Origin of the sequence: Vibrio sp. zbq_1 (assembly GCF_043102935.1) — a bacterium.
Classification (GTDB): domain Bacteria; phylum Pseudomonadota; class Gammaproteobacteria; order Enterobacterales; family Vibrionaceae; genus Vibrio; species Vibrio parahaemolyticus.
Map to the genome: position 1 here is coordinate 88,183 of NZ_JBICJH010000004.1, position 15,075 is coordinate 103,257.

The following is a 15,075-nucleotide window of genomic DNA, read 5'->3' on the forward strand; positions in this document are numbered from 1 at the left end:
TCTGAGTCATTTGTATTTCCATTGCATCCCAACGTTGGTAGTTCGAATCAGCAAGAGAACTATCGTTTTAAACCCACATGACACACTCCTCTCGGTCTTACCTGTGTTATGTGGGTATTTTTTATTTAACTTGTCACTTAATTCCTCTTGAAATTCAACAATTAAAAAATGTTCATAATGAAATTTAAATGGATGGCATGTTGAATAATTTTGGATTTTACTGGTTTGTTGGCATTTAAAAGTTTTGTTTATAATACTTATAACTTGAATTTCTATATTAAAAATGATCTTTGTTATATTTATTGAATGATAAAGTTTTGAAGTGGCTATAATATCTCGGATTTTACACATTAATGATGTTATTCCTTCAGTATCTTGACGTTAATTTACCTATCTTTACGTCTCGTACCCTGTACGGCTAAGACAAATAGCAGTATAAAATCAAAACGATTATTTACTTCACTCCTGCTATGAAACTCAATAAAAAATGGCTCGTTTTGTGTGGCCTACTTGCTATTGGTGCTGGTGGTTATCATTATCTGCAACGTCCAGAACCCATTTCTCCTTACGCGACAGAAGTCGTTCGTAAAGGCAATATCGAAAAGGCGGTATTAGCCAACGGCATGTTGCAAGCGTCCAAATTGGTGAATGTCGGTGCGCAAGTATCTGGGCAAATTCAACGCCTCGCTGTGAACTTAGGGGATGAGATCAAACAGGGGGACTTGATTGCACAGATTGACAGCCTGACTCAGCAAAATAGCCTCAAAGAAGCCCAAGCGTCTCTTAATAGTCTCAATGCTCAGTATCAAGCTAAGCAAGCGCAGATTAAACAAGCAAACTATGAATACGTGCGCCAAAAAGGCATGTTGGCAGCGAAAGCGAGCTCACGAGCTGATTACGAGAATGCCGAGGCGACGCTCGCCATCTACAAAGCCGAGTTAGCGCAACTGGATGCCGAAATCGAGAAAGCCAAAATCAACGTCGACAATGCGCAGTTAGATCTCGGTTACACCACCATCAACGCACCGATGGATGGCACGGTGGTTTACACCGCGGTGGAAGAAGGACAAACCGTAAACGCCAATCAGACCACGCCAACTATTATCGAGTTAGCCAAGTTAGATACGATGACGGTGAAAGCCGAAATTTCGGAAGCCGATGTGATTTTTGTTCACCCAGGCCAAACGGCGCTGTTCACCATTTTAGGCAAACCGAATCAGCAGTTTAAAGGCACATTGCGCGCCATTGAGCCGGGGCCAACCATCATGGATGGCGATGATAGCGATTTGAGCATTTCAGATAGCGACGCCATTTACTACAACGCTGTATTTGATGTGAAGAACCCGCAAGGTATTTTGCGTATCGGCATGACTGCGCAAGTTTCGATTGTCCTTGAGCAATCGGAAAATACCTTGATTGTCCCTTCACAAGTGCTGCAAAAATCTGGCGGCAAAGGCAACTATACCGTGCCAGTGCTTGAACAGGGCCAAGTGGTGCAAAAGCTCGTGACAGTGGGTATTAACAACAAAGTGAATGCAGAAATTCTCTCAGGTTTGAAGGAGGGCGACCAAGTTGTTCTTGGCAATGCTATGGATGGAGAATCATCAAGCCGAGGTGATCGTCGTCGACCTCCAATGAGGTTCTAAGATGAGTGACGTGCTTTTAAAAGTTGAGGATTTAACTCGACGTTTTGTCTCTGGCGACGAGTCGCTTACTGTGTTGAACCACATTAATTTAGAGATAAAACGCGGTGAAATGGTCGCGATCGTGGGGGCATCGGGCTCAGGTAAATCGACGCTGATGAATGTGCTCGGCTGCTTGGATAAACCGTCCAGCGGTCGATACTTCATTAATGGGCAAGATGTCTCGACGTTGGAATCCGACCAACTGGCGGAACTGCGCCGCGAGTATTTTGGCTTTATATTCCAGCGTTACCATCTGCTGGGGGATTTAACCGCGGTGGCAAACGTGGAAGTACCAGCGGTTTACGCGGGAGTTCCTCATCGTCAAAGAACGGAGCGAGCGCAGTCGTTATTGGCGCGCTTAGGGCTGGAAGATCGTTTGACTCACAAGCCCAGCCAACTGAGTGGTGGCCAGCAACAGCGCGTGAGTGTTGCTCGTGCACTGATGAACGGTGGTGAGGTGATTCTCGCTGATGAGCCCACTGGCGCATTAGACAGTCACAGTGGGCAAGAGATGATGGCACTGCTTAAAGAGTTGCATCAACTTGGGCATACGATCATCTTAGTGACTCATGATATGAACGTGGCGAACTTTGCGGATCGCATCATTGAAATCAAAGATGGTGAAATCATTGCAGATACGCCAAATGCACAAGTTGTAATCAATGAGCAAGCAGTACAGACACCGAGCGCGTCTTTTCATCGCCCAGCGCAAGTCGCCAGTAAGTGGTGGAAGTGGGACAGTTTTATTGACGCGCTCAAAATGGCGCTGCTGGCGATGTCTAGCCACAGAATGCGCACGTTTTTGACCATGCTCGGCATCATTATTGGTATAGCTTCGGTGGTTTCCGTGGTGGCACTAGGTAATGGTTCACAACAGCAAATTTTGTCGAATATTTCATCCATGGGAACAAACACCATTGATGTCAGACCGGGCAAAGGGTTTGGTGACCGCCGCTCCGGACGAGTGAAAACGCTAACCGCCGACGATGCTAAATCGTTGGAGAGTCTACCTTTTGTCGACAGTGTCACGCCGTCTTTATCCAACAGCTTAACCGTGCGTTACGCCAATCAGGATGCAACCGCGTCTGTGGAAGGGGTTGGGGAAGATTATTTCCGTGTGCGTGGTTATGAGATCGCCAAAGGTCAGTTTTGGGATGAAGAGAGCGTGAATTCGCTCGCCCAAGAAGCAGTGATTGATGACAACACCAGAAAGGAAATGTTTGCGGATAGAAATCCGATTGGTGAAGTGATTTTTCTTGGTTCATTGCCAGTGCGTATTGTGGGTGTCACGCAGAAAAAAGAAGACGCGTTTGGCAACAGCGACGCGCTGAAAATTTGGGTGCCATACACCACCATGTCGGGACGAATGATGGGACAACGCTACCTCAACGGCATTACTGTACGGATTGATGAGCACGCCCCAAGCGCAGCGGTAGAACAGAGCATCATCAACTTGTTAAAAATGCGCCACGGTACAGAAGATTTCTTCACGATTAACACTGACACCATTCGTCAGAGCATCGAGAAAACCACCGCAACCATGACGTTACTGATCTCAGCGATTGCGGTGATCTCCCTAATTGTCGGCGGAATTGGCGTAATGAACATCATGTTGGTGTCGGTGACAGAGCGCACGAAAGAGATCGGTGTACGAATGGCTGTGGGTGCGCGGCAAGCGGATATTTTGCGTCAGTTTTTGATTGAAGCGGTACTGGTGTGTTTGTGTGGTGGCATTGCTGGTATTGGCTTGGCGTTTTTGATTGGTTTTGCATTCAGTACATCTGGCAGCAGCTTCCAAATGATTTACTCAATGAACTCGATCATCTGGGCGTTTATTTGCTCAACGTTGATTGGCATCGCCTTCGGCTTTTTACCCGCTCGCAATGCCGCCAAACTCGATCCGATAGAAGCGCTAGCGAGAGACTAAAAATGAGTAACACAATGAAATTCAAGACTCGATTGGTCGCGGCTGCCTTAAGCGCAGTGTGGTTGTCAGGTTGTGGGTCGCTTATGCGTAGTGACTATCAAGCACCTTCGGTGCAAGTGCCTGCAAGTTGGCAGCAGATGCATGTTGCGGGTGATGTCAGTATGGATCCTTGGTGGTTGGCGTTTAACGACCCAACGCTTAATCAATACATTACTCAGGTGTTGGCTCAAAACAACGATTTGACGCTGGCAACGCTAACGCTAAAGAAAGCGCGTTTACAGCTGGGTTTAGCGCAAGATGACCTTTTCCCTACGTTGAGTTCTTCCACATCAGGACAAGTTCAAAAATCTCTTGATGGCGGGGAATCGGCAGATAGCTACAGCACTAACTTGTCCGTCAATTACGAGTTGGATTTGTGGGGAAAAATCTCGGCAGACGTTGACCAAGCCAAGTGGACGGCGATGGCAAGTCAACAAGATCGCGAGGCGACCGCACAAAGTTTGGTGGCAACGACGGCATCGTTATATTGGCAAATCGGCTATCTAAAACAGCGCTTAAACCTCAGTCAGCGTAATGTGGAAGACGCAGCTCAAACGCTACAATTGATTGAAAAACAGTACCAACTTGGCGCTGTGGATCAGTTAGATGTGCTTGAAGCAAAACGTACGTTGGCAAGCTTACAAGCGCAGCAAAGTGAGTTTGAACAGAGTTTACTTGAGGCAAACAACGCCTTTGCGATTTTGTTCAATCAACCGCCGAAGAGCATCAGTGCAAACATCCAAATGCTGCCTGAAGGCGATATGCCATCGTTGAGTGTTGGTGCTCCGTCTGATTTATTGATCCGCAGACCCGACATTAAAGCAGCGATTTATGAAGTCAAAGCCGCGCTAGCAAATAAAGACGCAGCAGATTTGGACTACTTGCCCAAGCTGACGCTCACTGGGGCTCTGGGTGGATCGTCACAAGCGCTTAAAGACCTGCTTTCCAACCCGATTGGCAGCTTAGGTGCAGATATGACGTTGCCGTTTTTGCAGTGGAATGAGATGAAAAATAGCCAAGCCATTGCCGATTTAGACTATCAATCGGCTATTGTGAGTTATCGCCAAGTGTTGTACGCCGCATTCCAAGATGTCGAAAATGCCTTGTCAGCACGCGAGAAATTGAAGTATCAGGCGGCGCGTTTACAAGAGCAATATGATGCCGCAAGTGCCGCTGAGTCCATTTATGCTGCGCGGTATCAGTATGGCTCGACGTCGATCATGGACTATTTGAATGCACAAGAAGACACCAGAAACGCGCAAGCTTCTTTGTTGGAAAACCGCTACAACCAGTTTCTCACTCAGGTTACGCTTTACCAGTCTTTAGGAGGAACCGACGTCGCGCCACTGTAACTTGTTTAGCGTTGCGACTGCTGTGATCACAAAGTTCCTTCGATAAAAATGGCCACGATGTGTCGTGGCCATTTTGCTTATCAACGTGTGTACGAAGATAAGGTTTCAACTCAGAAGCCGTGTCTGGTTAGAAACGGTACTCTGCTAAGTTGTTGCTACTTTCTAGCATTTTCTCTGCAACATAGCGGTGAGTTGCTGTTGTTGGATGCGTGACATCCCAGAACACAAACTTCTCAGCACCAGACGCTGCACACTCAGAGCGCAATGCGTGGGTGTACATGTAATCGACAGACGATGAGCGGTTGATGTCCAAACAAGGATCACTCGCGTTCACGAAACCGTGCTCTTCTGGCGCAGAAGTTAGCGTCTCGAACAAGGCGTGAGTATCAAACAACGTGATGTTGTAACCTTGCGCTTTGTAGTACATCGCTTGTGCCTTGATGAACTCGTTCATCTCAAGCACTTTCTCACGAATTTTGTCGATCTCTTCTTGTGTTGAGTACTTAAACTGAGGCGCTTTCGTCGCGTCTGGCAGTGTCATCAACATGAAGTTCTTCGCACCTGCGTCCGTCAAACGAATCAGTGCTTCTGCATAATCCGCTTTCACTTCTGGAACGCCACGGTTGTAGTTCATGAAGTCATTCAAACCAAACTCAAGCGTAAACAAGGTGTTTGCTGGTTTGTAGTTCTTCGCCAGTTTTGCGTAGGTTAAGTACGAAGAAACTTGCTCACCAACCCCTGTTAGCGCGATGTATTGGTTCTCACCAGCCGCGCCGCCAACTGCCCAGTTGTAGAGCGGAAGGTTCTTCGCTTTGGCAATGTATTCTGTCCACACAAAACCGTTGGAGAAGTGACCTAAGAACCAGCTGTTCGGGTTAGGGAAGCGCCATTGTGATGCGTTAAAGATGTTGCCTGTATCAGACAAGCTGTCACCGAGTGCAACCACTTTGTTGATTTGATCTGGCTGCATTGCTGCGTCGTTGCTCCAGATCGTGTGGTTGTATGAGAAGCGATTGTCAGCGGCGAAGAACGTAATGTCTGCGTTCTCGTTCGCCAAATCTAATGTTGCTTCACAACGCTGACGGATAACGTTTTGCGACGTGTTGGTGTAGAACATGTTTTTAAATGAAACGGAGCTCCACCAGTAACCGTCAATGGTGAAGTAGCTACCATCTTCGTTTTTTGCCCATTCCCAATCGGTCGCCGGATCATCTTTCGAGTAGCTGGTGCGATACCAACAGCGAACATAGGTATAGGTTTGGTTTTCTTGCGTGCTGATCACTTCAGACGCTGAAACCATTTCTGGTGATAAGGTTGGCTCTTCGGCAACTGCAGAAGCAAGCGGGAGTAATGCAGTTAATAGTGTGATTGTTTTTTTCATCATTCACTCTTCTTGTAATGGTTATTGACCCAAGCACATTGAAAAAATACTTGGCTATAACATTGTTTAGATGAGAATTTTTCTCACTAAACCCTCTAATTCTGAGTAAATACTCCAGACAGTCAACAACTAAATATTCATTATTTTGATTTTGGCATCACGGTCAAAAAATTCATTCAGCATAGCAATCGATTAAATGGCTCATATTTAGAATAATTACTCACTAACATTAATTTAACATGCACTTTTTGTTAAATAAGTGATTGCTTTATAAGGTTTTGTTGATGCTTTTTGATGTTAACTAAAAATGTTGATTGAATGATATTTTGTACAAATTTGTATATTCATGAAACAAATTGTTTGGCATTTTTGGACGATGAACTATAGCTGAGTGACTCATGTATACATCGCAATGATGATTTTTCATGAGGATATAGTGAATAAAAATTAGCTCAACTAAGGAATAGGGCAAATGCACTACACAACAAGTAAAAAACAAGGCTTATTTACATTGTCTGCTGTTGCCGTCGCGCTGACTGCTTCCATGTCAGCATTCGCGGCTCCACCGATGGGATTCGACGAATCCAAGTTGCCGACGAAATACATCGTCAAATTCAAAGAAGATCCGGTAAGCCGATCTTCGATGGGTGGCAACTCGTTTTGGGGACCACGTATCGCGCAAGAATCTGTTTTGCAACAGGTGAAAGCACGTAAAGTGGAAAAACTAGGTAACCGTGCCATTTACAGCGTTGAGTTGGATGGGGATGATCTTGAACCACTGCGTAACCGTGGTGATGTGGAATACGTGGAAGTCGATCCACCGCGTTACCTGCTAAGTGAAACGGTACCTTGGGGTTACAACGCAGTGAATGCTCAGCAGTTGGATGACTTCAATGCAGGTAACCGCACAGTTTGTATCATCGATTCTGGCTACGATTTGTCGCACAACGATCTGAGCGGTAACCGTGTTGCTGGTACCAATGATAGCGGCACAGGCTCATGGAGCGATCCTGGCAACAACAACGCGCATGGTACTCACGTAGCGGGCACAATCGCTGCGATCGCGAATACTGAAGGTGTGAAGGGCGTGATGCCAAACCAAAACGTGAACCTTCACATCGTGAAAGTGTTTAACGAAGCGGGCTGGGGTTACTCTTCTGGTCTTGTGAAAGCGATACAAACGTGTGCTGATAATGGCGCAAACGTGGTGAACATGAGCCTCGGTGGTAGCCAATCGAGTCGCACGGAGCAAAATGCGCTGAAAGCGATCTACGATCAAGGCGTACTGTTAATCGCTGCGGCGGGTAACGACGGCAATACTGCGCACAGCTACCCAGCGTCTTACGATTCTGTTATGTCAGTTGCAGCGGTCGATAATCAAAATGATCACGCGGCGTTCTCGCAAGCGACGGATCAAGTTGAAATCGCGGCGCCGGGTGTGGCGATCCTGTCCACCGTAACAGTAGGCGAAGGTAAGTTATCTGACATTACGCTAAACGGTGTTAGCCAGTTTGACCGTGGCATCGTGCCTCATAACCGTTTGGTCCACAACGGCACTGAGTTTGTACCAGCACCCGTTGCAGGTTCAGTCACCGCGACATTGGCAAGCTGTGATGTGTCTGGTGGCAACTTCAACTGTGGCGACATGTCAGGCAAAATCTGTCTTACTGAGCGTATTGGTAATCAATCTTCAGGTACGTACCCAGAGGTGGATGCAGTTCGAGCATGTTACAACGCGGGCGCAAGCGCGGCGATTGTATACAGCAACGCGGCATTAGCTGGGTTACAAAACCCATTCTTAGTTGACCAAAACAACGCTTATCGCATGGTGTCGGTGACAGTTGATCGTGCATTTGGTCAAGAGCTATTGGGTTACGTAGGCCAAGAGATCACGGTTGCAACTACATCAGGTGAAGACTACGAGTACTACAACGGCACTTCGATGGCGACTCCGCACGTAACGGGCGTAGCTGGCTTGGTGTGGAGTTACCACCCAACGTGTACCGCAGCGCAAGTACGTAACGCGTTGATCAAAACCGCGACAGACATTGATGTTGCAGGTCGAGATAACCGCACTGGTCACGGCCTAGTGAATGCGGAAGCGGCGAAGCTGTTCTTGGATGCGGGCTGTAATGGTCCTGACGGTGGCGGTAGCTCTTCAGATTCTAGCTACTCAAACACTAACCCTGTTGCGATTCCTGACAACAAAACCTCTGGTGCCATCAGCGCACTGAATGTCGATCGCACTGGCGACTCAGGTACTGTAAGCATTGACGTAGATATTAGCCATACTTACATCGGTGACCTACGAGTGACTCTGACTTCACCGACAGGTGGACAAGTCGTGCTTCACGACAATACTGGCGGCAGTGCTAACGATATCAAAACCACTTTCCAAGTTGATTTCTCTGGTTTTGAATCACAAGGTTCTTGGGAACTTAAAGCCGTCGACAGTGCCAGAAGAGACACAGGTACAATCAACAGCTGGTCTCTGACATTTCAATAAGGAGTGACTATGAAGAAGCTGACCTTACTTTCCGTAACGGCGGGGAGTTTGACCGCGCTATTGGCGATTGGCATGAGCGCCACCAGCCTTGCCAACAACCAAGGCTTTCCTCTTGTGGATGAGCGTCCAACAAGTGCAGAGCAACAACCGGCTCGCTATTTTGTGAAATATCACAAAGGGAAAGAAAGCGAAGTGAGAGCGCTTCTTCGTCACAACAACCTTGAAGTGGTCGATGCTTTGGTGAAACAGCAAGTGTTGGTAGTAACCGGCTCTCAAGAAGATGTCGACAAGCTTTCCACCAGCGATGCGGTTGAGTATACCGAGCAAGAACCAACGAGAAAGTTGCTGTCCCAATAAGATAGCCTCAATAAGAAAAACGCCCCTCACGTGAGGGGCGTTTTTTTGAGTGCTTTTCTATGGCTAAAGCCTCTCAGAGATGAATGCCGACGAGCCTAATTCCGCATTCATCAGAGAGAAAACTTAGCGAACAATCAAACCAAGTAGGATACCTACCGCGCCGAAGTCAGCATCACTGAATGTTGTGTTTGCAAAGCCAAGATCACCCAGTACTGGCATTAGGAATACAGGTAGGAAAGTAATCAGTAGGCCTTGTGCAAACGCGCCTAGAATTGCACCGCGACGACCACCTGTCGCGTTACCAAATACACCTGCCGCAGCACCCACAAAGAAGTGTGGAACGACACCTGGGATAATCACAGTAAGACCCATCACGTACAGCAGGAACATGCCCACTAGACCGGCTGCAAAGCTCGATAGGAAGCCCACCAATACCGCGTTTGGCGCGTATGGGAACACAACCGGACAATCCAGTGCAGGTTTTGCGTTTGGAACCAGTTTGTCTGAGATGCCTTTAAATGCAGGAACGATTTCTGCGATAACCATACGTACACCTTGCAGGATGACGTACACACCACCGGCGAAAGTGATGGATTGCATTAGCGCAAACATAGACCAATGTTTACCACCACTGACTTCACGGACAAAATCGCCGCCAGCGAACAAACACGTCACCATAAAGATGATGCCCATTGTGAACGAGATAGCCACTGGCGTATCGCGTAAGAACAACAAGCTCTTAGGGACATTCATCTCTTCTGTTGAGTGCTCTTTGTTACCAAACTTGCTGCCAATGAAACCAGCTAGGACGTAAGAAAGGGTAGAGAAGTGACCAATCGCAACGTCGTCTGAGCCTGTTACTTGCTTCATGTATTTGTGCGCAATTGCAGGGAAGAACACCATTACAGAACCCACAACCACAGAGCCAAGAGCGATCAGTGGAACACCTTTCATGCCGCTAGATGCCAGAATCGCCGCCACCATCATCGACATAAATAGTGTGTGGTGACCTGTTAGGAAGATGAATTTCCACGGCGTGAAACGAGCGATCAGAATGTTCACCAACATACCGAAGAACATGATCATCGCCATCTCTTTACCAAACGCTTCTTGCGCGATAGAGACGATAGCTTCGTTGTTTGGAACCACGCCTGTAATGCCAAATGCGTGTTGGAAAATCGTCGCGAAGTCGCCTAGCGAGCTCACAACTAAGCCTGCACCTGCGCCAAGCACGATGAAACCAAGAATGGTTTTTACCGTGCCTTTAATGCACTCGGTGACTGGTTTTTTCTGGGCAATTAAGCCGATTAGAGCGATGAGACCGACCAGAACCGCTGGCTCTGATAGGACATCGTTCATTAAGAAACTGAAAAATTCCATAACGCCACCTTATAGAGCGCCAAGCTCTTGAAGTGCCACAGATAAACGCTCTTTCATTGCGACTTTGTCGACCATGTTATCAAGCGCTACGATACGTTGCTCAACGCCAAGTGCTTCCAACTGTTCTGCAATGTCTTTTGTGCCGATGAAAATGTCGCAACTTGTGCCTTTTGCTGAGCCAAGATCGATGTGATCCACAGCGGCATCGACGTTCAATTCTTTTACGATGCTTTTGATGCTCATTTCCATCATTAGGCTAGTACCAAGACCGTGACCGCAAACAACCATAATTTTCATAATTCAGACCTTTTCTTTTTTATAGGGGGTATACCCATTTGTGAATGGGGTATGTCAGGAGTAAAACTTAGTATTTGTCGATGATCGCAAGAACATCTTCTTTGCTTTGAGCGTTGCAGATGGCCTCTACATGCTCTTCATTCATAAACAATTCCGCCAGTTTCGAAATCGCATCAACGTGGCTATTACTGTCCGTTGCCGCTAGCGTGACCAGCATTTTTACTGGGTCATTTTCTTCAGAGTTAAAGTTGACGCCGTTTTGGATCACCGTGATCGCCAGTGACAAACGGTTAACGCCATCTTCAGGGCGAGCGTGTGGCATCGCCATGCCCGGACCTACCACGTAGTAAGGGCCAAGCTCTTCGTGCGAGAGGTAAATTGCTTCAACGTAACTTGGTTCTATTGCGCCATTTTCAATCAAAGCTTCACAAGATTTGCTGATCGCATCTTTCCAGTCGGTTGCGTCAGAATGGATGCGAATGACATCAGAGGTAATCAGTTCACGTAGCATTGGAATGTTTCCGATTTGTTGTTTTGTTGCTGCGTACTTTATCGATCAATTTGCCAGAAAAACCTGAGAGTGATCACAAATGGTAGCGCTATCTGATAGCGCTACCATTAATTGTGATAGCGCTATCATTTTTATCAGGCATCGAAGTTTCATGTGCTGGTGTTCGAGTTCTAATGCGCTAATATCAAAACCATTAAAGCGCTGTGATAAGATGTTGCAGCTGAAATTAGAGAACATTAAATAAAAACAATGAGCGAACCTCGCAAACGAAGAAGTACCGGCAACGTCACTTTGGCTGATGTCGCCAAACAAGCAGGCGTAGGCACGATGACGGTGTCGCGAGCATTACGAACGCCAGAGCTGGTATCCGATAAGCTGAGAGAAAAAATTCAACAAGTGGTTGATGAGCTCGGCTATATCCCGAACAAAGCCGCAGGGGCACTCGCATCTGCAGAAAGTTATTCCATCGCTCTTATCATTCCGTCACTGTTTGAAAAAGCATGTGCGCATTTCTTACCAAGCTTCCAACAGGCGTTAAACAAAGCGGGTTATCAATTATTACTGGGTTACAGCGACTACTCGATTGAGCAAGAAGAAAAGTTGCTTTCGACTTTTTTAGAGAGCCGTCCTGCGGGCGTTGTACTGTTTGGAAGTGAGCATAGTCAGCGAACGCATCAACTGTTAGAGGCATCAAATACGCCAGTGTTAGAGATTGCCGAACTGAGCTCAAAGGCCAGTTATCTCAACATTGGCGTGGATCACTTCGAAGTGGGTAAGGCCTGTACCAGACACCTGATTGAACAAGGTTTTAAGAACGTTGGTTTTATTGGGGCGCGCGGGAATCACTCAACGTTGCAACGCCAGTTACACGGTTGGCAAAGTGCGATGATTGAAAACTATCTCACCCCAGATCATTTTCTGACGACTCATGAAGCGCCATCTTCACAATTGGGTGCGGAAGGATTGGCGAAGTTATTGCTGCGCGATTCAAGCTTGAATGCTTTGGTGTGTAGCCATGAGGAGATAGCAATTGGTGCGCTCTTTGAGTGCCATCGCCGCGTGCTCAAAGTCCCGACCGACATTGCCATTATTTGCCTTGAAGGTTCTTCTATGGGGGAGCACGCTTACCCAAGTTTGACATCGGCAGAATTTGATTACGAGCGCATGGGCACCAAGGCGGCAGAAAAACTGTTGCATGCCATCAAAGGCGAGCCAGAAGAAAGGCCAACCAGTACGGGCTTTAAGCTAAAGCGTCGAGCAAGTACCGCGATTAATTGACCCCTCCGCTTTCCATAAATACAAAAAGCCTCTCAATATGGAGAGGCTTTTTACATTCTGAATTCACGAGCGAAAACTACGGACGTTCGCCCGTGGCTAGGCGTTGTTCGATATCTACGATCACCTCTGGCATATCGGAGATGGTGTCGATTAAGTAGTGAGGTGCACTCTTGATAAACTTCGCGCGTGCTTTTTCACGAGCTTTCTCTAAGGTTGCTTCGTCTGTAGCTTGGTATTCTTCAAATGTCAGACCCGCTTCGTTACCAGAAAGCAGCAGACCCACCGTCCACATGCCCGCATTGTGACCTTCAAAGATGCCCGGTGCTGAATCGTCCACTTTGACGCATGCTTTAACGTCGGTTACACCAAGCTCAATCACGTTTTTCAGTGCCATAAACGGCGCAGGGCGACCACCTTGGGGCAGATCGTCTGTCGCGACAACGTAATCTGGTTGGTAGCCGTAGTCCGCTGCAACTGGAATCAATACGTCCATCACCTCACGCGGGTAACCAGAACAAGAACCGATCTTGATGCCTTTGTCTTTCAGACCGTTCACAACTTCAATCGCATTGAGGATTGGTTCTGCGTGGTCAGCCACTTTTGCTTTTTGCAGAGGCATAAATGCCGCGTAGATAGCGTCGATGTCTTCGCTGGTCATTGAGCGACCAAACTTCTCATTCCAACGCTTATCAACGGCAGGAATACGACCCACAGCTTGGATGTGATCCCACTTACCAAGCCCCATTGGTTCACGCGCTTCTTCAAGACCGATTTCGAAATCAAATCCTTGCTTGAACGCTTCCACAAAGATACTGGTTGGTGCAAAAGAGCCGAAATCGACGATAGTGCCAGCCCAGTCAAAGATCACTGCTTGAATTGGTGATTTGCTCATGTTCAATCCTTTTTCTTGCTTGCCAGAGCGCTTGCCTACACGTTGAAACGGCGCTCTGAATAAATTGGTTTTTGTTGAGGTCTATTGACCCTAAAAGTAATTAAAGTCTTTACACACTTTGGCGATCGCTTCTTCGAAGATCGCCAACGCTTCTATCAGTTGTTCGCGAGTGATGATCAGCGGTGGGCTGAGTTGAATCACATTGCCTTGCGAGACCTTGAAGCTCACGCCATTGTTGAGGCATTGGTACAACACAGCTTCCGCTTCGTCATACGCGCGTGCTTTGCTCTCGTGGTCGGTGACCAACTCAATGCCCCATAACATGCCGATGCCACGTACATCACCAATCACTGGGTACTTAGCTTTCATCTCTAACAGCTTTTCACGCATGAACTGGCTGTCGGCTTTGGCTTTATCTAGCAAGCCGTCTTGCTCAATGGCTTCCATGGTTGCCAGTGCCGCAGCACAACCGATAGGGCTTTTCTCGTGAGTGTAATGACCCATGGAGATTTGCTCGGCGGTGTTGTATTTGTCTTTGGTTACCATGGCTGCGATAGGCACTAAGCCTCCGCCCAAACCTTTACCGATGCAGAGCATATCTGGCTCGATGTCGTAGGCTTGGTAGGTAAACCATTCACCGCTGCGACCCATGCCGTTAGGGATGTCGTCGATGATCAGCATGACATTGTGTTTGTCACAGATTTCACGGATGCGTTTCCAGTAGGCTTTACTTGGCACTTGAACATCTGTGTTGCGAACCGCTTCTGCGATAAATGCGCCCACGCCGCCTTCTTTCTCAATTACGTATTCAAGGTAGTCGGCATAATGCACATCGCTACCGTCCGCGACTGGGAAAGCGCCACGGTAAGACACCGCTGGTGGAATGCGCTCAACGCCTGCCATTAATGGTCCCATACCTTGGCGGAAACACGCTTCGCCGCCTACTGAGATGGCATCTAGCGATGCGCCGTGGAAAGAATCCCACAGAGACACCACCTTGTAGTTGCCTGTGATGTGGCGCGCTAGTTTAAGTGCCATACCAACCGCAGATGTGCCTCCCGGAGCAAATAGCACGCGGTTCAATTCGCCGCCACAGATTTGGGTGAGTTTTTCGGCACATTCAATCGCGGTCTCGTTGGTAAAACGACGTGGTGAAAACGGCAGTTTGGCAATTTGCTCTTGCACACGTTTAATCACATGCGGATGACCATAGCCCAGCTGGTGGACGTTATTACCATGGAAGTCCATGTACTTTTTGCCGGTAGCATCTTGGATGTAGATGCCTTCCGCTGCTTCCAAGGTATCTAAGCAAGGCGTCGACATAGCTTGATGAAGAAAGACCTCGGAATCGCGCTTCAATAATGCTTGCGTGCGTTCGTCGTCCATCGACGCATTCCAAGCTTGGCGCGCCGGTGTCGTGTTGACATCGCCTTCACTACGAAAATGGGTCGGTTTGATATTCTGAGTCAT

12 protein-coding genes are annotated in these 15,075 nt (G+C 47.6%); 6 read left to right on the forward strand and 6 right to left on the reverse strand.

Going from position 1 to position 15,075, the window contains the following annotated elements; translation table 11 throughout:
- The first annotated feature begins 470 nt into the window (after window positions 1-470).
- From ACF8CV_RS00805 to ACF8CV_RS00815, 3 genes are read left to right on the forward strand one after another with little or no spacing between them, the layout of a single operon-like run.
- Window positions 471-1,646, forward strand: a complete 1,176-nt coding sequence (locus ACF8CV_RS00805) for an efflux RND transporter periplasmic adaptor subunit (protein WP_069508280.1) — start codon at window positions 471-473, stop codon at window positions 1,644-1,646.
- A 1-nt stretch (window position 1,647) separates the two neighbouring features.
- Entirely contained in the window at window positions 1,648-3,612 is a 1,965-nt protein-coding gene (locus ACF8CV_RS00810; RefSeq protein ID WP_030000367.1) for a MacB family efflux pump subunit, read from the forward strand.
- A gap of 14 nt (window positions 3,613-3,626) precedes the next feature.
- A complete protein-coding gene (locus ACF8CV_RS00815) occupies window positions 3,627-5,003 on the forward strand; it encodes an efflux transporter outer membrane subunit (protein WP_025794540.1) in 1,377 nt (458 codons plus the stop codon).
- Between the two features lie 127 nt (window positions 5,004-5,130).
- Here the strand turns inward: ACF8CV_RS00815 and ACF8CV_RS00820 are convergent, their stop codons facing one another.
- On the reverse strand, window positions 5,131-6,387 hold the full coding sequence (locus ACF8CV_RS00820) for a type 2 secretion system lipase (protein WP_138937844.1): 1,257 nt from the start codon (window positions 6,385-6,387) through the stop codon (window positions 5,131-5,133).
- 469 nt (window positions 6,388-6,856) lie between these two features.
- Here ACF8CV_RS00820 and ACF8CV_RS00825 point away from each other — a divergent pair, with 469 nt between their 5' ends.
- Window positions 6,857-8,890, forward strand: a complete 2,034-nt coding sequence (locus ACF8CV_RS00825) for a S8 family serine peptidase (RefSeq protein ID WP_005464000.1) — start codon at window positions 6,857-6,859, stop codon at window positions 8,888-8,890.
- A gap of 9 nt (window positions 8,891-8,899) precedes the next feature.
- On the forward strand, window positions 8,900-9,247 hold the full coding sequence (locus ACF8CV_RS00830) for a hypothetical protein (protein WP_005464009.1): 348 nt from the start codon (window positions 8,900-8,902) through the stop codon (window positions 9,245-9,247).
- 123 nt (window positions 9,248-9,370) lie between these two features.
- Here the strand turns inward: ACF8CV_RS00830 and ACF8CV_RS00835 are convergent, their stop codons facing one another.
- From ACF8CV_RS00835 to ACF8CV_RS00845, 3 genes are all read right to left on the reverse strand, one after another.
- Window positions 9,371-10,627 (reverse strand): PTS ascorbate transporter subunit IIC, encoded by a 1,257-nt coding sequence (locus ACF8CV_RS00835; protein ID WP_005463995.1) that lies wholly within the window; start codon window positions 10,625-10,627, stop codon window positions 9,371-9,373.
- Between the two features lie 9 nt (window positions 10,628-10,636).
- A complete protein-coding gene (locus ACF8CV_RS00840; protein WP_005463968.1) occupies window positions 10,637-10,924 on the reverse strand; it encodes a PTS sugar transporter subunit IIB in 288 nt (95 codons plus the stop codon).
- Window positions 10,925-10,991: 67 nt separating this feature from the next.
- Window positions 10,992-11,435 carry a PTS sugar transporter subunit IIA gene (locus ACF8CV_RS00845; RefSeq protein ID WP_021484352.1) on the reverse strand — a complete coding sequence of 148 codons (444 nt, stop codon included), beginning with the start codon at window positions 11,433-11,435 and terminating at the stop codon, window positions 10,992-10,994.
- 249 nt (window positions 11,436-11,684) lie between these two features.
- Here ACF8CV_RS00845 and ACF8CV_RS00850 point away from each other — a divergent pair, with 249 nt between their 5' ends.
- On the forward strand, window positions 11,685-12,713 hold the full coding sequence (locus tag ACF8CV_RS00850) for a LacI family DNA-binding transcriptional regulator (RefSeq protein ID WP_025527338.1): 1,029 nt from the start codon (window positions 11,685-11,687) through the stop codon (window positions 12,711-12,713).
- Window positions 12,714-12,789: 76 nt separating this feature from the next.
- Here ACF8CV_RS00850 and phnX read toward each other — a convergent pair whose 3' ends face one another.
- Window positions 12,790-13,605 (reverse strand): phosphonoacetaldehyde hydrolase, encoded by an 816-nt coding sequence (gene phnX, locus ACF8CV_RS00855; RefSeq protein WP_138937843.1) that lies wholly within the window; start codon window positions 13,603-13,605, stop codon window positions 12,790-12,792.
- Window positions 13,606-13,695: 90 nt separating this feature from the next.
- A complete protein-coding gene (locus tag ACF8CV_RS00860; protein ID WP_138937842.1) occupies window positions 13,696-15,075 on the reverse strand; it encodes an aspartate aminotransferase family protein in 1,380 nt (459 codons plus the stop codon).